This window comes from Microbacterium sp. Leaf159, assembly GCF_001423615.1.
GTDB lineage: Bacteria > Actinomycetota > Actinomycetes > Actinomycetales > Microbacteriaceae > Microbacterium.
The window spans coordinates 469,714-488,095 of sequence record NZ_LMOU01000001.1; the positions used below are offsets into that span (position 1 = coordinate 469,714).

Below are 18,382 nucleotides of genomic sequence, written 5' to 3' on the forward strand. Positions count from 1 at the left end.
GGTGGGGACGGGCTCGGGGACGGTCGTATCCGTCGGGAGCGGAGCCTCGGTCGGCTCGACGCTGGGAGTGGGTTCGGGTGCCGGCGGATTCGCCTGCGCGTAGGCGACCTGGCTGCCGATGGCGGCCACGACGATCAGCGACCCGACGATGCTCGCGATCGTGTTGTCGCGCACGCGACGACGGATCTGCCCGTCGTGCCAGGCCCTGCGGGCGGTGTGGAGACGCACGCGCTCCGCTTCGGTGCGCGACTGCGCGCTCTTGGACCCGCGTCCGGCCATTGGCGTGCTCCCTTACTGGACGTGAATGTGCACCGTCGCCTGAGAGCCTACCGTTGCGATCGGTGCACGCTGATCCTGCCCGCAGTGTCGGTGTGCCGCGTTAGCCTGGACGGATGACCTCCGCCGCCGCACTGCTCTCCGGGCAGACGCCCCTCGCGGTGCGCATGCGCCCCGTCTCCCTCGATGAGGTGGCCGGACAGAAGCATCTGCTGCGGGCGGGTTCGCCGATCGTGGCCCTCGCAGATCCGGCGGCGACGTCGCCCGGGGCTGTGTCGATCATCCTCTGGGGCCCGCCGGGGACCGGCAAGACCACCCTCGCCCAGGCCATCGCACGGTCGTCGGGTCGGCGGTTCGTCGAGCTCTCCGCCATCACCGCCGGAGTGAAGGATGTGCGCGAGGTGATGCAGGAGGCGATCACGCAGCGCGACCTGTACGGGCAGACGACGATCCTGTTCCTCGACGAGATCCACCGCTTCACCAAGGCGCAGCAGGACGCACTGCTGCCGGGGGTCGAGAACGGCTGGGTGCTGCTGATCGCGGCGACCACCGAGAATCCCTCGTTCTCGGTGATCTCCCCGCTGCTCTCCCGTTCGCTGCTGCTGACCCTGCAGCCGCTCACCGACGACGACATCGGGCTCCTCGTCGACCGGGCCGTCACCGACGCACGCGGGCTCAACGGTGCGGTCACCCTCGCAGACGACGCGCGCGCCGCGCTGATCAGGCTCGCCTCCGGTGATGCCCGGCGGGCGCTCACCGGCCTCGAGGCCGCGGCTGCCGTCGCCCTCTCCAACGGCGAGGACGGCGCGGTGCCGGCCGCGACCGCCGACGACGTGGCGCAGGCCGTCGACAAGGCGTTGCTCCGGTACGACCGCCAGGGCGACGAGCACTACGACGTGATCAGCGCGTTCATCAAGTCGATCAGGGGATCCGACCCCGACGCGGCGCTGCACTATCTCGCTCGCATGATCGAGGCGGGGGAGGACCCGCGCTTCATCGCGAGGCGTCTGGTGATCTCGGCCTCCGAGGATGTGGGTCTCGCCGACCCGCAGGCGCTCACGATCGCGGTCGCGGCCGCCGATGCGGTCGCCTTCATCGGCATGCCCGAGGGAAGGATCCCGCTCGCCGAGGCGACGGTGTATCTGGCGACCACCGCGAAGTCGAACGCCGCGTACACGGGCATCGATGCAGCGATCGCCGACATCCGCTCCGGCGGGTTCGGCCGGGTCCCGCTCCATCTGCGCGACGCCCACTACCCGGGTGCCAAGCGACTCGGTCACGGACGCGGGTACGTCTATCCCCACGACAGCGAGTTCGGCATCCTCCCGCAGCAGTATCTGCCGGACGAACTGCAGGGCAGGCGCTACTACGAACCCAAGAACCTCGGAGCGGAGCGGGACATCTCGGCGCGTCTCGAACGCATCCGTCGCATCCTCGACGGGCATTGAGTCGGGATCTGTTAGACTGGATCGGCTCGAAACCGAGTTTTCGGGCATCTCCTCGTTCACACCACACCTTGCTGGCGCCCCGGCGTGCGCTCCAAGGCAGAACGCGGACGATACGTCCGTGAGTCGTGAAAGACGCGACCACGTCATCGGAAGGAAAGCTTCGTGACCACGAAGTCCCAGGACCGCCGCAAGGTTCGTCTGAGCCGTGCCCTCGGCATCCCGCTCACCCCGAAGGCCGCCCGCTACCTCGAGAAGCGTCCCTACGCTCCGGGTGAGCACGGCCGCACCAAGCGCAAGGCTGACAGCGACTACGCCGTCCGTCTGCGTGAGAAGCAGCGTCTGCGCGAGCAGTACGGCATCCGCGAGAAGCAGATGCGCAACACGTTCAACGAGGCTCGTCGTCAGGATGGCCTGACCGGTGAGAACCTGGTCGAGCTCCTCGAGATGCGTCTCGACGCTCTCGTCGTGCGTTCGGGCTTCGCCCGCACCACCGCGCAGGCTCGTCAGCTCGTCGTGCACCGTCACATCCTCGTCGACGGCCAGCTCGTCGACCGCCCGTCCTTCCGCGTGAAGCCGGGTCAGCTCATCCACGTCAAGGCCAAGAGCGAGGGCACCGAGCCCTTCCAGGTCGCAGCGGCCGGCGGTCACGCCGAGGTCCTGCCTCCCGTTCCCGGCTACCTCGAGGTCGAGCTCGACAAGCTCCAGGCTCGCCTGGTTCGTCGTCCGAAGCGCGCCGAGGTCCCCGTGACCTGTGAAGTGCAGCTCGTCGTCGAGTACTACGCAGCTCGCTGAGTTCAGCTTTTCCGCAGAAGGCGTCGGGGTTCACCCGACGCCTTCTGTCGTTTCCGCATACGATGGAGGCACCGCGCCTTCGCGGGTCAAGGGCAAGGATGGCGACATGAAGAACGTGCTGTGGTTCCTGATCGGAGTGATCGGCGGCTTCGTCGCGGCTCATTTCATGAACAAGGACCCGCGCGGTCACGACATCCTCGCCGAGGTCGACGCGCGGATCAACGAGTTCACCGCGATCATCGGCGACTCCTACCGCGACGAGAAGGCACGTCTCACCGACCCCGCTGACGACTGACCACCGCTCCTCTTCGGACGCGGTTCCGTCGTCTCTTTCACACTCAGCACGCAAGGACACCTGGCACCCCTATGAAAACTGCGGAGATCGCGCAGCGCTACCTCGATTACTTCGAGAAGAACGACCACGTCATCGTCCCCTCGGCCTCCCTGGTCAGCGACGACCCGTCCCTGCTGTTCACGGTCGCCGGAATGGTGCCGATGATCCCGTACCTCACGGGCGTCGTCCCCGCACCGCATCCGCGCATCGCGGATCTGCAGAAGTGCATCCGCACCAACGACATCGAAGAGGTCGGCAAGACCGCGCGTCACGGCACCTTCTTCCAGATGATGGGCAACTGGTCCTTCGGCGACTACTTCAAAGAGGGCGCGATCCGCTACGCGTGGGAGCTGCTGACGAGCTCCGAGGCCGACGGCGGCATGGGGTTCGACGAGAAAGACCTCTGGGTCACCGTCTATGAGACGGATGACGAGGCCGAATCCATCTGGCGCGACATCATCGGCCTGAAGCCCGAGCGCATCCAGCGCCTCGGGCGCGCCGACAACTACTGGAACACCGGCCAGCCCGGCCCCGGCGGCCCGGACTCCGAGATCTTCTTCGACCGCGGCCCCGCCTACGGCAAGGACGGCGGCCCTGCGGCCGACGACTCGCGGTTCCTGGAGATCTGGAACCTCGTGTTCATGCAGGACTTCATCGAGAACATCCGCGGCAAGACGGAGTTCGACATCGTGGGGGAGCTGCCCCAGAAGAACATCGACACGGGCATGGGGCTCGAGCGCGTCGCGTTCCTCAAGCAGGGCGTCGAGAACATGTACGAGACGGATCAGGTGCGCCCGGTGCTCGATCGGGCCGTCGAGCTCTCCGGTCGCCGCTACGGGGCCGTGCACGAAGACGACGTCCGCTTCCGCGTCGTCGCCGACCACGTCCGCTCCTCGCTGATGCTGCTTTCCGACGGAGTCCGGCCGTCCAACGAGGGCCGCGGGTACATCCTGCGACGCCTGATGCGCCGTACGGTGCGCTCGATGCGTCTGCTCGGCGTCGACGAGCCGGTCTTCCCCGAGCTCTTCGCCACCTCGCGCGACGCCATGAAGTCGGCGTACCCCGAGCTCGAGAAGGACTGGTCGACGCTGTCGGTCGCGGCCTTCGCCGAGGAGGAGACCTTCCGGCGCACGCTCGCTTCCGGGTCGACGATCCTCGACCTCGCGCTCGACGAGACCAAGAAGGGCGGCGCGACGACGCTCAGCGGCCCCGAGGCGTTCCTCCTGCACGACACCTACGGCTTCCCGATCGACCTCACCCTCGAGGTGGCGGAAGAGGCCGGACTCGACGTCGACCGGGCGGCGTTCGACACCCTGATGCAGGAGCAGCGCTCCCGTGCCAAGGCCGATGCACGCAACCGCAAGCGCCAGCTCGCCGACGTCTCGGTATACCGCGATCTGCGCGCGCTCGGCGAGACCGGCTTCGACGGCTACTCCGAGCTCGAGGTCGACTCGCGCATCCTCGGCATCCTCGTCGATGGCCAGCCGGCTCGCAGCGCTGCGGAGGGCCAGATCGCCGAGGTCGTGCTCGCCGAGACGACGCTCTACGCGGAGTCCGGTGGACAGGTCGCCGACAAGGGCGTGATCGTCGGACCCGGATTCGAACTCGAGGTGCTCGACGTGCAGCGTCCGGTTCCCGGTCTCATCAGCCACACCGTCGAGGTCACGCGTGGCGTCGTCGCGGTCGATGACGCCGCCACCACCGTGGTCGACGCGGCCAACCGCCGCGCCGCTCGGCAGGCGCACTCCGCGACGCACCTCGTGCATGCCGCGCTGCGCGACACGCTCGGCCCGACCGCCACGCAGGCGGGCTCGCTCAACCGCGCCGGCTACATGCGCTTCGACTTCTCGTGGTCGCAGGCGCTGTCCACCGACACCCGCACCGAGATCGAGGAGATCACCAATCGCGCGGTCAACGACGCACTCGAGGTCTCGACCCGCATCCTCACCCTCGACGAGGCGAAGGAGGCGGGCGCCATGGCGCTGTTCGGCGAGAAGTACGGCGACGTCGTGCGCATGGTCGACATCGGAGGGCCCTGGTCGCGTGAGCTCTGCGCGGGCACCCATGTGAGCTCGAGCGCCGAGATCGGTCTCGTCAGCGTGGTCGGCGAGTCGTCGGTCGGCGCGTCGAACCGTCGCATCGAGGCTCTGGTCGGGCAGGACGCGTTCCGCGAGCTGGCTGCCGAGCGCGCTCTCGTCTCGCAGCTGACCACCTCGCTCAAGACGCCGCGCGATCAGCTCGCCGAGCGCATCGCGGATCTCTCGGCGAGTCTGAAGGCGGCAGAGAAGCGCATCGCGCAGTTCGAGTCCAAAGAGCGCGCCGGTCAGGTCCCGGCCATCGCGGAGTCCGCGGGTCGTATCGGAGCCTTCCGGGTCGCGGCACAGTCTCTCGGTGAGGTGGCCTCGGCCGACGACATACGCGAACTGGTGCTCGGCGTGCGCGATCGCCTCGGATCAGACGCGGCGGTCGTCGCTCTCGGTGCCGTCGTGAACGGTCGCCCCGTGGTGGTGGTCGCGACGAACGACGCCGCCCGCGTGGCAGGGGCGAAGGCGGGTGCGCTGGCGAAGCGCGCGGCTTCCGTGCTCGGCGGCGGCGGCGGCGGACGTGACGACGTCGCCCAGGGCGGCGGCACGGATGCGGCGGCACTACCGGCTGCTCTCGAGGCCGTGTCTCAGGAGCTGCAGTCAGCGTGAGCGGGTTCCGCCGCGGCGTGCGGCTCGGTATCGACGTCGGACGTGCACGTGTCGGGGTCGCTCGCTGCGACCCCGACGGCATGCTCGCCGTCCCGGTGGAGACCGTCCAGCGCAACGACTCGGCGATCGACCGGATCGCGGAGATCGCACAGGACTTCGACCTGCTCGAGTTCGTGGTCGGACTTCCGGTCAATCTGCAGGGTGCCGACACGGCATCGACGACCGATGCGCGGGAGTTCGCGGCGGCGCTGCAGTCGCGCACCGGGACGCTCGTCCGTCTGGTGGACGAGCGTCTGAGCACGGTCACCGCACACGCCGCATTGCGTTCTTCGGGTAGATCTCAGAAGAATTCTCGTAGCATTGTGGATCAGATCGCCGCAGTGATTCTGCTGCAGCAGGCGATCGACACGGAGAAGAGCACCGGAAACCCGCCCGGTGACACGATTCCGCTCGACGAGGAGTCCCCACGCTAATGCCCGAACGTGAGAGTTCTTCACCTCAGCACGATCCGGACGCCCGCCTCGGCGACCTGTTCGAGAACCTTCCCGATCCGTCGCAGCAGAGCCCGACGGTCGACAACACGCCGCCGGCTCCCGGTTCGCGCAGAGCCGCCCGTGAGGCCGCCGCGGCGCAGATGCCCGGTGGCGAGGGTGCTGCGCCTGCGTCCGAACCGCAGGAGCCTCGCTCGGACGCCGACTCGGCGACCCGCGCACTTCCTGTGACCGGTCCCGCGCAGCGGTCGGACGCGCACGTCGCCGACTCGGTGACGCGCCCCCGCGACGAGGACTCGACAGCTCGCAGGAGTGTTCCCGCCTCCGATGCAGAGCGCGATGACGCTCCGGTGCCCGCGGGCGCAGGTGCAGGTGTAGGAGCAGGCGTTCCTGCGACCGGAGCTGCCGCAGGCGCTGCGGGTTCCGGCGGACGGCTCGAGGATCTCTTCCACGCGCACACCGATGAGGACTCCGGAAGCCGCCCTCCGAAGAAGAAGAAGCGCCGCACCGGCTGCCTCGTCGCGCTCATCATCGTGCTCGCCGTCATCGGCGGCATCGTCGGCACCGGAATCTGGGCGTGGAACACGTACGGCGACAAGATCAGCGATGCCCTCGGATGGGGCGAGCCGGCCGACTGGGAGCCCGGCATCGCCTCCGGCGAGGTGCTCGTCACCGTTCAGGAGGGCGACACCGGTTCACCCGTGTCGACTGCACTGTACGAAGCGGGCGTGACCCGCACCGACGAGGTGTTCTACGACTACCTCGTCAAGGAGAACATCGCCGTCACGTTCTACCCCGGCATCTACCGGCTTCAGGAGAAGATGACCGCCGAGGCCGCGCTCGAGGCTCTTCAGGACCCTGCGAACAAGCTCGAGAACTCGGCGAGCGTCGGAGAGGGCGCGACGATCGAGTCGTCGCTTCCCGGCATGGCGGAGTCGCTCGGGATGCCGATCGAAGACCTCCAGGCCGCCGTCGACGCCGACCCGGCGACCTACGGAGTGACCGCGCAGAACCTCGAGGGATGGCTCTTCCCTGCCGTCTACACGTTCGATCCCGGGGTCACCGCGACGCAGGTGATCCAGCGCATGGTCGATCGCACCAAGGAGTCGCTGGATGCCGCCGGCGTTCCCGCCGAAGACGCGCAGCGTGTGCTGACCATCGCGTCGATCATCCAGCGCGAGGGACTCACGGCGGACTTCCCGAAGGTGTCGCGGGTGATCCAGAATCGCCTGGACATCGACATGAAGCTGCAGATGGACTCGACCGCGCAGTACGGCTACGGCTCGCTGCATGAGGGCGTCGTCTCGAGTTCTGCAGAGGCGCTCGAGGATCCCAACGACTGGAACACCTACGTGCACACGGGGTTGCCGATCACGCCGATCGCCAGCCCGAGCGACGCCGCGATCGATGCGGCGATGCACCCGGCTGACGGTCCGTGGCTGTACTTCGTCACCATCAACCTCGCCACGGGCGAGACCCAGTTCTCGGTGACGTACGAGGAACACCTCCAGGGCGTCGAGAAGTGGGAGAAGTGGTGCCAGGAGAACCCTGACGGGGGATGCTCGGCCGGATGACCCCTCGGCATCTCGCGGTGTGGGGCGACCCGATCGCACACTCGAAGTCGCCGCGGCTGCATGCGGCCGCGTACGGCGTGCTCGGTCTCGATTGGGAGTACACGCGACGGCAGGTCGACGAGGACGGTTTCGGCGATGCCCTCGCGTCGCTCGACGGCTCCTGGCTGGGCCTCTCGCTCACGATGCCGCTGAAGGAGCAGGCCCATCGGGCCGCAGCCGTTCGGGACAGGCACGCCGAGCTCACCGGCGCGGTCAACACGCTGCTCTTGACGGATGTCGTCCAGGGCTTCAACACCGATGTCGGCGGGATCATCGACGCCCTCGGCGAGCACGGCCTCGTCGACGTGGATCGGGTGCGTGTCCTCGGGGCCGGTGCGACCGCGGCATCCGCCGTCGTCGCGTGCGTCGAACTCGGCGCCCGGTCGATCGAGGTGCGCGCGCGTCGCCCCGAGCGTGCAGCGACGCTCATCGCGCTCGGTGAGCGACTCGGAGTCGACATGACCGCTGACGCGTTCGACGCGGACGCCGACCAGGTCGATCTCACCGTGGCGACCCTTCCGAGCGGTTCGGCCCTCGACCACGTGACCGCCGCGCGTCTCGGCGAGCGCGGGGGAGTGCTGTTCGACGTCGCCTACTCGCCGTGGCCCTCTGCACTCGCCACAGCCTGGACGGGCGGCCAGGCGATCTCCGGAGAGGGGATGCTGCTCTGGCAGGCTGTCCGACAGATCCGGATCTTCGTGCACGGGGATCCGACCGCCGCGCTGCCCGGTGAAGATGCCGTGGTCGCTGCGATGAGGGCGGTTCTGTAACCGCCGACGACATGCGGCACGAGTCGGGTCGAAACGCGTGGGAGACTAGAGCAATGCTCCGCGTGCTCACGGCCGGCGAATCGCACGGCCCAGAACTCATTGCCGTCATGGAGGGTCTGCCCTCGGGCGTCCCCGTGTCCTCCGAGGCGATCCAGGCCGATCTCGCACGTCGCAAGCTCGGCTACGGCCGCGGCTCGCGTATGAAGTTCGAGCAGGACGAGCTCACCATCTCCGGCGGCGTCCGCCACGGCAAGACGCTCGGCAGCCCGATCGCCCTGCGTATCGGCAACACCGAGTGGCCTAAGTGGATCGAGGTCATGAACCCCGAACCTGTCGAGCTCACCGACAAGTCGAGGGGTCGCAGCGCGCCGCTCACCCGACCGCGCCCCGGCCATGCCGACCTCGTGGGCATGCAGAAATACGACTTCGACGAGGCGCGCCCGATCCTCGAGCGTGCCAGCGCGCGCGAGACCGCCGCCCGTGTCGCACTCGGTGCGATCGCCCGGTCGTTCCTGGGAGAGCTCGGCATCCGTCTCGTGAGCCACACGCTGTCGATCGGTCCCGTGCAGGTGCCGGCAGGCTCCGCGCTTCCGACGCCCGATGACGTCGAGACGCTCGACGCCGACCCGCTGCGCTGCTTCGATCCGGCGACGTCCGCACTCATGGTCGCCGAGGTCGACGACGCCAAGAAGGACGGCGACACCCTCGGCGGCATCGTCGAGGTCCTCGCCTACGGTCTGCCGCCCGGGCTGGGCTCGCATGTGCACTGGGACCGCCGTCTCGACGCGCGTCTCGCGCAGGCGCTCATGAGCATCCAGGCGATCAAGGGCGTCGAGGTCGGCGACGGCTTCGAGACGACCCGTCGGCGTGGTTCCGCCGCTCACGACGAGCTGTTCGCCACGGCCGACGGCATCTCGCGCGGCTCTGACCGTGCAGGAGGCACCGAGGGCGGCATGTCGACCGGCACCGTCCTGCGCGTCCGTGCGGGCATGAAGCCCATCGCGACCGTGCCGCACGCCCTCCGCACGATCGACATCGCCTCCGGCGAGGATGCCACGGCCCACCACCAGCGCTCCGACGTGTGCGCCGTGCCCGCGGCCGGTGTCGTGGCCGAGGCCATGGTCGCCGTCGAGCTCGCCAACGCGGTGCTCGAGAAGTTCGGCGGCGACAGCATCCGCGAGACGCGTCGCAACCTCGACGGGTACCTGGCAGGCATCCCGGCCGAGCTGCGGACGACCCCGGCGTCCGAGGCGGCGCTCATCGCGCATGACGAGCGAGGCTGAGCAGCTGACGCTGGTGCTCGTCGGTCCGATGGCGGCCGGCAAGACCAGCGTCGGTCGACGCGTCGCCAAGAAGCTCGGTGTGCCGTTCATCGACACCGACAAGCGCGTCGTCGCCGCCCATGGTCCGATCCCCGGGATCTTCGCCGACCACGGCGAGGCGCACTTCCGCTCGCTCGAACGGGCGGAGGTCGCCAATGCGCTGAGCGTGGGCGGGGTGATCTCCCTCGGAGGCGGCGCGGTGACGGATCCCGGAACGCGGGCGCTGCTGCGCGAGCATCCCGTCGTCTTCCTGACCGTGTCGCCGGAGGTGGTCGTGCACCGCATCAACGCGGGTGGCCGACCGCTGCTCGCGGGGGACGATCCGGTCGGGCGCTGGACGCAGATCTTCGAAGAACGTCGAGGCTGGTACGACGAGGTGGCATCCGTGACGTTCGACACGTCGCGCCGCCCCATGCAGCGCATCGCCGACGACATCGTGGCATGGAGGAGAGAACGAGCATGAGCACCACCACCATCAGTGTGACGGGGGAGACCCCCTACGACATCAGCATCGGACGCGGGATCCTCGATCAGGTCTCCGCAGCCCTGGATCCGGCCGTGCGCAAGATCCTCGTCGTGCACCCGCCCACGCTCGCGGCCCGTGCCGCGGAGCTGCGCGATCGGCTGCTCGCGGACGTCGAGAACGGACCGCGAGAAGTGCTTCTGGCCGAGGTGCCTGATGCCGAGCAGGGCAAGCGCATCGAGGTCGCGGCGTTCTGCTGGCAGGTCATGGGTCAGGCCGACTTCACCCGCACGGATGCCGTCGTGGGCTACGGCGGCGGCGCGGTCACCGACCTCGCCGGCTTCGTCGCGGCGACCTGGCTGCGCGGCGTGCAGGTCGTCCAGGTGCCGACGACCGTGCTCGGACTGGTCGACGCATCGGTCGGCGGGAAGACGGGGATCAACACCGCAGAGGGCAAGAACCTCGTCGGTGCGTTCTGGGCTCCGCGCGCGGTGATCGGAGACCTCGACGAACTCTCGAGCCTCAGCCCGAACGAGGCGACGGCGGGTTTCGCCGAGGTCGCGAAGGCCGGTTTCATCTGGGCGCCCGAGATCCTCGACATCATCGAAGCCGACCCCGCTCGGGCCGTCGACACCACGACCCCGGAGTTCCGGCGCGCGGTCGAACTCGCTATCGACATGAAGGCGAAGGTCGTCTCCGACGACTTCCGCGAGGCGGGGCAGCGCGAGATCCTCAACTACGGTCACACCCTCGGTCATGCGATCGAGCACGCCGAACGCTACCGCTGGCGCCACGGCGCAGCCGTCTCGATCGGGATGCTGTACGCGGCGGAGCTGTCACGACTCGCCGGACGCCTCTCGGACGAGGCGGCCGAGCGCCACCGCACGATCCTCGAGTCGCTGGGTCTTCCGACCGGCTACCGCGCGGGGGCGTGGCCGCAGCTGCTGGCCACGATGCAGCGCGACAAGAAGAGCCGCGGCGGCATGCTGCGATTCATCCTCCTCGACGACATCGCGAAGCCCACGGTGCTGCAGGCCCCCGACGAGTCTCTGCTGTTCGCCGCATACCAGGAGATCGGCGAATGACGCGCCGCATCCTCCTCGTCAACGGTCCGAACCTCAACCTGCTCGGCAGCCGTGAACCCGAGGTCTACGGCACGGCGACGCTCGCGGACGTGGAGCGCCTGACCGCAGAGGCCGCCGCCGACGTGGGCTTCGAGGTGCGCGCCGTCCAGAGCAACCACGAGGGCGTCCTGATCGACGCGATCCACGCCGCTCGGGAGGACTGCGTGGCGATCATCATCAATCCGGGGGGCCTCACCCACACCTCCGTGTCGCTGCGGGACGCGCTCACCGGGGTCGCACTGCCCTTCGCCGAAGTGCACATCTCGGACGTGTACGCCCGCGAGGAGTTCCGGCACCATTCCTACCTCCACGACGTCGCCGCCGTGCGAGTGATCGGCGAGGGCGTCGACGGGTATGCGAGCGCTGTGCGGCAGCTCGCAGCGCTCATCCCGTAGAATCGACTGTCGGCCCACCCAGTCCACCGGGACGAGAACGGCCCCCAGACTCTAGAAACGGAAAGTCCAGCGCATGGCATCTACCGCAGACATCAAGAACGGCGTCGTCCTCAGCATCGAGCGCCAGCTCTGGAGCGTCGTCGAGTTCCAGCACGTCAAGCCCGGCAAGGGCGGCGCATTCGTCCGTACCAAGCTCAAGAACGTGATGAGCGGCAAGGTCGTCGACAAGACGTTCAACGCCGGGGCGAAGATCGAGATCGAGAACGTCGACCGTCGTGATTACACCTACCTGTACACCGACGGTGACGGGTACGTGTTCATGGACCAGACCGACTTCGACCAGATCACCGTGAGCGCGGCGACGGTCGGCGACGCGAAGAACTTCCTGCTCGAGAACCAGCAGGTCACGATCGCGCTCAACAACGGCAACCCGCTCTACATCGACCTGCCGGCATCCGTGATCCTCGAGATCACGTACACCGAGCCGGGTCTGCAGGGCGACCGCTCGTCGGCGGGCACGAAGCCGGCGACACTCGAGACCGGCTACGAGATCCAGGTTCCGCTGTTCGTCGAGACCAACACCAAGGTCAAGGTCGACACGCGCACGGGCGACTACCTCGGTCGCGAGAAGTAAGGCGTGAGCGCCCGCACGAAGGCGCGCAAGCGCGCACTCGACATCCTGTTCTCCGCCGACGTCCGTGGCGACGACGTCGCGGTGACTCTCGCCGCCGAAGCGCAGCGCGCGGCGAGCGAGCCTGCCCGTGAGGCCTCCTGGCTGTACGCCCGCGAGGTCGTCGACGGCATCATCGATCATCGTGACGAGATCGACGAGCAGATCACCACGCACAGCCGCGACTGGAAGATCGAGCGCATGCCGGCCGTCGATCGCGCTCTGCTGCGCATCGGCGTCTGGGAGATCCTCTTCAACGACGCGGTGCCCACCGCGGTCGCCATCGATGAGGCGGTCGAGCTCGCCAAGGAGTTCTCGACCGACGACTCGGGTGCGTTCGTGCACGGCGTGCTCGCACGCGTCTCTCGCGCAGCCTGAGCGAGGCATCAGGCGGCGGCGACCTCGATGTCCGGGGCCGCGGGAAGGATGGGGTCATGCCCGCGCCGCACGTCGACCTCCGCGACCTCATGCAGATCACGGACGTGGGCGGATATCAGCGCGGTCTGGCCTACTTCCGCGAGGGCAATGTGCTCGACGTCGTCTGGCATGAGGATCTCCTCGAGCTCGAGGGCCACGTCAGCGGCAGTGGCGACGCCCAGTACCAGACCGAGATCGTCTTCCTGTCGTCGAACGGCACGCGGCGGGTCCGCACGACCCGCTGTTCGTGTCCGGTGCGGAGCGGTTGCAAGCACGTCGTCGCGACGCTGCTGGCATCGAACGTCCACGAGTACACCGAGCAGGCCGCAGCACTGAAGAGGCCAGCCGACCCGATCGACACTCCGGCCCCGGCCCCGGCCACGGCGACGCCGTCGTGGCGCAGCCTGCTCGACCCGGCCGTCTCGCGGCATCCGCAGCCGCTGGCGCTCGGAGTCGAGCTGCGTCATCGGGAGTCCAGGTCCGAGAACCACTGGGGTCCGCGCCCGGTGCGTGCGGCGACCGCGCGGGATCTGGCCCGACCGACCGGGGAGCTGCTGCTCGCGATCCGACCGCTGATGCGCAGCGCGCAGACGGGATCCTGGATCCAGGGCGGTGCGGGGTGGGATGCCGTGCGTCGGGATGCCGCTCAGTTCGGACGCATGCAGAATCGCTGGTTCGGCGACCTGTTGAGCATCTCCCGCGATTCGCTGCTCTCCGGCAACGCCGGCGACTGGCTCGTGCTCGATCAGGTCGAGTCGCCGCTGCTGTGGGGCCAGCTCCGCTCGGGTGCGGAGCTCGGCATACCGCTGGTCGCGAGTCAGAAGAGCGCATCCGTGCGGCTCGCCACGTCGGCCGAGGCGTCGGCGCGCATCACGCGGGTCGACGACGGTTCGCTGTCCGTCGCAGCCGAGGTGCAGATCGACGGCGCACCCGTCGCCGCATCCGTGGTGCATCCGATCGGCCGCACCGGCGTGTACTCGGCGGGCCTGATCGGCGCGCGCATCGAGATCGTGCTCGCGGAGGCGCCGCTGAGCGAGCAGATCCGCGCGCTGCTGGCCGCTCCCGAAGAGATCGTCGTCCCGGCGTCCGATGAGCAGGCGTTCATCTCCGACGCCTACCCGTTGCTCGCGAGGCGCGGTGTGGTGCGCACGGTCGGCGCCGTCTCGCTGCCGGAGGTGCCCGATCCGAAGCCCGTCCTGACGATCACCTATGAGCGCGGCGATGTCGTCAGCTACTCGTTCGAATGGTCCTACGGCCGTTTCGGGCGGGTGCCGTTCGCCTGGACCGACGCCGCCGTGCGCGACGCCGCCGCCGAGACCACCTCGCGAGCACGGATCGAGGAGGCCTGGCAGGAGTTCCGGGCGACGAACTTCCGGCCGGCCGGCTCGTTCCACGACATCGATGCCGCGGCCTTCGTCGCCGAAGGCGTGCCCGTCCTCGAGGCCGTGGGCGTCACCGTCGAGTCGGTCGGCGCCCCCAAGGAGTACCGCGAGCTGACCGGCGCTCCGGAGGTGAAGGTCACGACGGTCGAGACGACCGATTCGGACTGGTTCGATCTCGGCATCCTCGTGACGATCGACGGCAGACGGATCCCGTTCGGTCCGCTGTTCACCGCGCTGAGCAAGGGCCGCAAGAAGCTGCTGCTCGCCGACGGCGGGTACTTCTCGCTCAACCACCCGGCTCTGGATCGTCTGCGTGACCTGATCGAAGAGGCCGGTGAGCTGCAGGAGTGGGAGACCGGACCCCGAATCAGCCGTTACCAGACCGATCTCTGGGAGGAGTTCGAAGACCTCGCAGACGAGGCCGAGCCCGCGGTCAACTGGCGGGCCACGGCCGAGGGACTCCGTCAGGCCACGGGGGTTCCCGAGACGCCGGTGCCAGCGGGAGTGCAGGCGGAGTTGCGGCCGTATCAGAAGACCGGTTTCGACTGGCTCGCGTTCCTCTGGCGGCACCGGATGGGCGGCATCCTCGCCGACGACATGGGCCTGGGCAAGACGCTGCAGCTGCTGACCTTCATCCAGCACGCGAAGGATCAGGGCGAGACGCGTCCGTTCCTGGTCCTCGCTCCCACATCGGTGCTGAGCACGTGGCGGTCGGAGGCAGCCAGATTCACGCCGGGACTGCGGGTGTCGATCGTCGACAGCACCAGCGGCAGGCGCGCGGACGCGCTCCGCACCGCGGCGGAGACGGCCGACCTCGTCGTGAGCTCCTACACCGTCGCCCGGCTCGACGAAGAGGAGTTCCGCACCGTCGAGTGGGCGGCACTGATCCTCGATGAGGCCCAGTTCGTCAAGAACCCGAAGACGCGTCTGCATCGGGCCATCGCGACGTTCCGATCCGACGTGACGTACGCGGTGACCGGCACTCCCATGGAGAACAGCCTGTCGGAGCTCTGGTCGCTGCTGTCTCTCGCGGCTCCCGGACTGTTCCCGTCGGCACGGAAGTTCCGGGACCGCTACATCCAGCCGATCGAGAAGGGCAAGGTCCCCGAGAACGAGGAGGGCGGCGACTACCGCGCTCGACGCCTCGCCCAGCTCCGTCGGCGCGTCCGGCCCCTCATGCTGCGGCGCACGAAGGAACTCGTCGCCTCCGACCTTCCGGCGAAGCAGGAACAGCTGCTCGAGGTCGAGCTGAGCCCCGAGCATCGGGCGCTCTACGACGTGGTTCTGCAGCGCGAGCGTCAGAAGGTTCTCGGCCTCCTCGACGATCTCGACCGCAACAGATTCATCGTCTTCCGCTCGCTGACTCTGCTGCGGATGCTGAGCCTCGCCCCCGGTCTGGTCGACGAGGCAAATGCGGAGATCGGCTCCAGCAAGCTCGACACACTGCTCGAGCGGGTCATCGAGCTGCAGGCGGAGGGGCACCGAGCCCTCGTGTTCAGCCAGTTCACGTCGTTCCTCGACCTCGCGGCCGCACGTCTCGAAGCCGCAGGCATCCCGTACGCGCACCTCGACGGGTCGACGCGGCATCGGGAGCAGGTCATCGACGCGTTCAAGGCGGGGGAGCAGCCGGTCTTCCTGATCAGCCTGAAGGCCGGAGGCTTCGGTCTGACGCTCACGGAGGCCGACTACGTCTTCCTGCTCGACCCGTGGTGGAACCCGGCTGCGGAGGAGCAGGCGATCGACCGCACGCACCGGATCGGGCAGACCAGTCAGGTGTTCGTCTACCGGATGATCTCGACGGGCACGATCGAGGAGAAGGTCCTGCAGCTGCAGCAGCGCAAGGCCCGCCTCTTCACCGCCGTCATGGACGACGACGAGCTGTTCGCGCAGTCGATCACGGCCGACGACATCAAGGGCCTCTTCGAGGAACGATGATTTGTTCCGGCCCGGTCACCGCCTCCGCTCAGGGGCCCATCGGTAGAATCGAACGGTTCACTTCAGGAGGAATGCATGCGGATCACGGGACTCGGCCACGCCGGGATGTTCATCGAGACGGTCGGCGGGAACATCATCTGCGACCCCGTTCTCGGGCCCTCCTTCTTCGGCTCGTGGTTCCCGTTCCCCGACAACCGGGGGCTCGACTGGGAGCGTTTCGGCCGTGAGGCGGACTTCCTCTACATCTCTCACCGCCACCGCGACCACTTCGATCCCACTCTTCTCGAGCGGTACATCCGCAAGGACATCGAGGTGCTGCTGCCGGAGTACCCGATCGATGACCTCGAGCAGGACATCAGGGCGCTCGGCTACACGAACATCACCTACGCGCCCGCCGGGGAGATCATCGAGCGCGGCGAACTGAAGATCATGATCACGCCGCTGCGCGCCCCGAGCGACGGCCCGATCGGCGACTCGTCGCTGAGTGTCGACGACGGCACTGCGTCCGTGCTCAACCAGAACGACTCGCATCCCCTCGATCTCGACACGCTGCTGCACTTCGGGAAGCCCGACGCGTACTTCACGCAGGTGTCCGGGGCGATCTGGTGGCCCATGGTCTACGACCTGCCGATGGACGCGAAGCAGAACTTCGCGAAGCTCAAGCGCGACGCCCAGAACAAGCGCGCGATGTACTACATCGACAAGGTGGACGCGCCGCACGTGTTCCCGATGGCAGGGCCGCCCATGTTCCTGCGCGACGACCTCTTCGACTTCAACGGGATCGGCCGCAACGGCGAGTCGATCTTCACGGATCAGAAGCAGTTCCTCGCTCACATGAACGAGCTGTCGCCGCAGTACGACGGTCACCTGTTCGTCCCCGGCACGGTCGTCACGGTCGCCGGGGGAGACGTGGCCACGGAGCAGTCGCTCTACACCGAGTCGGAACTCGCCCACATCTTCGACGAGAAGTGGGACTACCTCGAAGAGCAGCGGTCGTCGCGGCAGCAGGAGATCAGAGACGAGGAGGCGTCGCGTGCCGAGGTCCTTCCCGCCGCCGAGATCCTCGAAGCCCTCAAGAGCTGGTGGGAGCCGCTGCTGAAGAAGTCGCGCACCATCCGCCTCGGCGTCGGCGGGTGCGTCCGGTTCAAGATCGGCGACCTCGACATGGTCGTCGACTTCCCCCGCGCCAAGGTGCGGGAGTATGCCGGCGAGGACTGCATCTACTGGTACACGATCCCCGCCGATCTCGTCTCGACGAACATCCGCGACCATGAGATCGACTGGTCGAACTCGATCTTCCTGTCGATGCAGTTCCAGGTCGGACGCAGCGGCAAGTTCAACGAGTTCCTCACGACGTTCCTCAAGTGCCTCTCGGTCGACCGCATCGAGTACGTCGAGAACTGGTACCAGGAGCAGACCGACCAGACCGAGGACGCCGAAGTCGGCGACTGGGTCGTGCAGCGACGCTGTCCGCATCTGCGCGCCGACCTCACGAAGACCGGAAAGGTCGACGAGGACGGCATCCTGACGTGCAGCATGCACGACTGGAAGTGGGACCTCAAGACCGGTCGCTGCCTCTCGACCAGCGGTCACCCGATCCGCTCGACCAAGATCGACGAGGTCACCGACGCCGTGCTCAGCGAGGCAAGCTGACGTGCCGCGTTCCCCGCACCCGCAGGGTTCCGGCCGTGACGCACGTACGTCGCGGCTCGAGTACAAGGGACCATGGCTGGGTGCTCGGTGGATCGTGCGCTCCGATTCGGAGCGCCTCGTGCGCATAGCCGCCGACTTCCTCACCGAGGAGGGATTCGAGACGCGAGCCGACGGCTTCGCCGAGAGTCTGCGCGAGCGCGGCTCGGAGTGGACGGCGACAGCCCTCGAGATCGGTGACGAGACGCGTTCGCATCGCAGCTGGTGGCGCGGCCTTCTGACCGACGAGCTGCCGTTCCCGATGCCGCATGCGCTCCAGCATGTTCTTCCGCCGACGCTGGTCGTCGCCTCCGCGCGCCCGGTGGCATCGGGGGTCGCAGAGCTCGTCGTCTTCCCTCACACGTCCGCACGCGGCGACGCCACCCATGCGCGAGCTGCGGCGCCGCGGGTCGCCGCCGCGCTCGAGCAGATCACCGCGGCGGCGGGGGCTGAGGGAGCGATGCTCTCCCACGAATCCCTGCGCGGCATCGCGAACGACGGATCGCCCGCCTCCCAGGCGGTCGTCCGCGACGTTCTCGGCTGGCGCTGACCGCGCGCTAGACTGGAC

Annotated in this window: 16 protein-coding genes; all 16 read left to right on the forward strand. The window is 68.3% G+C overall.

Annotation, left to right across the window (positions count from 1 at the left end; all coding sequences use genetic code 11):
• The first annotated feature begins 392 nt into the window (after positions 1–392).
• Positions 393–1,724 (forward strand): replication-associated recombination protein A, encoded by a 1,332-nt coding sequence (locus tag ASF80_RS02295; protein WP_082488155.1) that lies wholly within the window; start codon positions 393–395, stop codon positions 1,722–1,724.
• Between the two features lie 162 nt (positions 1,725–1,886).
• The gene (gene rpsD / locus ASF80_RS02300; RefSeq protein WP_052677824.1) at positions 1,887–2,516 is read left to right on the forward strand and encodes a 30S ribosomal protein S4; all 630 of its coding nucleotides are present in this window, start codon (positions 1,887–1,889) and stop codon (positions 2,514–2,516) included.
• 106 nt (positions 2,517–2,622) lie between these two features.
• Positions 2,623–2,811, forward strand: coding sequence for a hypothetical protein (locus tag ASF80_RS02305; RefSeq protein ID WP_056307637.1), 189 nt, complete (start codon positions 2,623–2,625; stop codon positions 2,809–2,811).
• 71 nt (positions 2,812–2,882) lie between these two features.
• On the forward strand, positions 2,883–5,543 hold the full coding sequence (gene alaS, locus ASF80_RS02310; RefSeq protein WP_056307639.1) for an alanine--tRNA ligase: 2,661 nt from the start codon (positions 2,883–2,885) through the stop codon (positions 5,541–5,543).
• Entirely contained in the window at positions 5,540–6,016 is a 477-nt protein-coding gene (gene ruvX, locus ASF80_RS02315) for a Holliday junction resolvase RuvX (RefSeq protein WP_056307641.1), read from the forward strand. The genes alaS and ruvX overlap by 4 nt, the downstream gene beginning before the upstream one ends.
• A complete protein-coding gene (gene mltG / locus ASF80_RS02320) occupies positions 6,016–7,608 on the forward strand; it encodes an endolytic transglycosylase MltG (RefSeq protein WP_056307643.1) in 1,593 nt (530 codons plus the stop codon). Before ruvX ends, mltG begins: the two co-directional genes overlap by 1 nt.
• The gene (locus ASF80_RS02325) at positions 7,605–8,417 is read left to right on the forward strand and encodes a shikimate dehydrogenase (RefSeq protein ID WP_235559858.1); all 813 of its coding nucleotides are present in this window, start codon (positions 7,605–7,607) and stop codon (positions 8,415–8,417) included. Before mltG ends, ASF80_RS02325 begins: the two co-directional genes overlap by 4 nt.
• Before the next feature lie 53 nt (positions 8,418–8,470).
• The gene (gene aroC, locus ASF80_RS02330; RefSeq protein WP_056307646.1) at positions 8,471–9,700 is read left to right on the forward strand and encodes a chorismate synthase; all 1,230 of its coding nucleotides are present in this window, start codon (positions 8,471–8,473) and stop codon (positions 9,698–9,700) included.
• Positions 9,684–10,202, forward strand: a complete 519-nt coding sequence (locus ASF80_RS02335; protein ID WP_056307650.1) for a shikimate kinase — start codon at positions 9,684–9,686, stop codon at positions 10,200–10,202. The genes aroC and ASF80_RS02335 overlap by 17 nt, the downstream gene beginning before the upstream one ends.
• Positions 10,199–11,287, forward strand: coding sequence for a 3-dehydroquinate synthase (gene aroB, locus ASF80_RS02340; protein ID WP_056307652.1), 1,089 nt, complete (start codon positions 10,199–10,201; stop codon positions 11,285–11,287). Before ASF80_RS02335 ends, aroB begins: the two co-directional genes overlap by 4 nt.
• A complete protein-coding gene (gene aroQ / locus ASF80_RS02345) occupies positions 11,284–11,721 on the forward strand; it encodes a type II 3-dehydroquinate dehydratase (RefSeq protein WP_056307654.1) in 438 nt (145 codons plus the stop codon). The genes aroB and aroQ overlap by 4 nt, the downstream gene beginning before the upstream one ends.
• 73 nt (positions 11,722–11,794) lie before the next feature.
• Entirely contained in the window at positions 11,795–12,355 is a 561-nt protein-coding gene (gene efp, locus ASF80_RS02350) for an elongation factor P (protein ID WP_056307658.1), read from the forward strand.
• 3 nt (positions 12,356–12,358) lie between these two features.
• Positions 12,359–12,769: a transcription antitermination factor NusB gene (gene nusB / locus ASF80_RS02355; RefSeq protein WP_056307660.1), complete on the forward strand. Its 411-nt coding sequence runs from the start codon at positions 12,359–12,361 to the stop codon at positions 12,767–12,769.
• Positions 12,770–12,825: 56 nt separating this feature from the next.
• Positions 12,826–16,125 carry an SNF2-related protein gene (locus tag ASF80_RS02360; protein ID WP_235559859.1) on the forward strand — a complete coding sequence of 1,100 codons (3,300 nt, stop codon included), beginning with the start codon at positions 12,826–12,828 and terminating at the stop codon, positions 16,123–16,125.
• Between the two features lie 75 nt (positions 16,126–16,200).
• Complete coding sequence (locus ASF80_RS02365; RefSeq protein ID WP_056307664.1) at positions 16,201–17,778, forward strand: Rieske 2Fe-2S domain-containing protein; 1,578 nt, start codon at positions 16,201–16,203, stop codon at positions 17,776–17,778.
• A 118-nt stretch (positions 17,779–17,896) separates the two neighbouring features.
• Complete coding sequence (locus ASF80_RS02370) at positions 17,897–18,364, forward strand: hypothetical protein (RefSeq protein WP_157520965.1); 468 nt, start codon at positions 17,897–17,899, stop codon at positions 18,362–18,364.
• Positions 18,365–18,382: the final 18 nt, after the last annotated feature.

What these genes read in the sequence shown, in the direction of transcription:
- ASF80_RS02295 (WP_082488155.1), top strand. Translation starts at nt 393, where the DNA reads ATGACCTCCGCCGCCGCACTGCTCTCCGGGCAGACGCCCCTCGCGGTG.
- ASF80_RS02305 (WP_056307637.1), top strand. Translation starts at nt 2,623, where the DNA reads ATGAAGAACGTGCTGTGGTTCCTGATCGGAGTGATCGGCGGCTTCGTC.
- alaS (WP_056307639.1), top strand. Translation starts at nt 2,883, where the DNA reads ATGAAAACTGCGGAGATCGCGCAGCGCTACCTCGATTACTTCGAGAAG.
- mltG (WP_056307643.1), top strand. Translation starts at nt 6,016, where the DNA reads ATGCCCGAACGTGAGAGTTCTTCACCTCAGCACGATCCGGACGCCCGC.
- ASF80_RS02325 (WP_235559858.1), top strand. Translation starts at nt 7,605, where the DNA reads ATGACCCCTCGGCATCTCGCGGTGTGGGGCGACCCGATCGCACACTCG.
- aroC (WP_056307646.1), top strand. Translation starts at nt 8,471, where the DNA reads ATGCTCCGCGTGCTCACGGCCGGCGAATCGCACGGCCCAGAACTCATT.
- ASF80_RS02335 (WP_056307650.1), top strand. Translation starts at nt 9,684, where the DNA reads ATGACGAGCGAGGCTGAGCAGCTGACGCTGGTGCTCGTCGGTCCGATG.
- aroB (WP_056307652.1), top strand. Translation starts at nt 10,199, where the DNA reads ATGAGCACCACCACCATCAGTGTGACGGGGGAGACCCCCTACGACATC.
- aroQ (WP_056307654.1), top strand. Translation starts at nt 11,284, where the DNA reads ATGACGCGCCGCATCCTCCTCGTCAACGGTCCGAACCTCAACCTGCTC.
- efp (WP_056307658.1), top strand. Translation starts at nt 11,795, where the DNA reads ATGGCATCTACCGCAGACATCAAGAACGGCGTCGTCCTCAGCATCGAG.
- ASF80_RS02360 (WP_235559859.1), top strand. Translation starts at nt 12,826, where the DNA reads ATGCCCGCGCCGCACGTCGACCTCCGCGACCTCATGCAGATCACGGAC.
- ASF80_RS02365 (WP_056307664.1), top strand. Translation starts at nt 16,201, where the DNA reads ATGCGGATCACGGGACTCGGCCACGCCGGGATGTTCATCGAGACGGTC.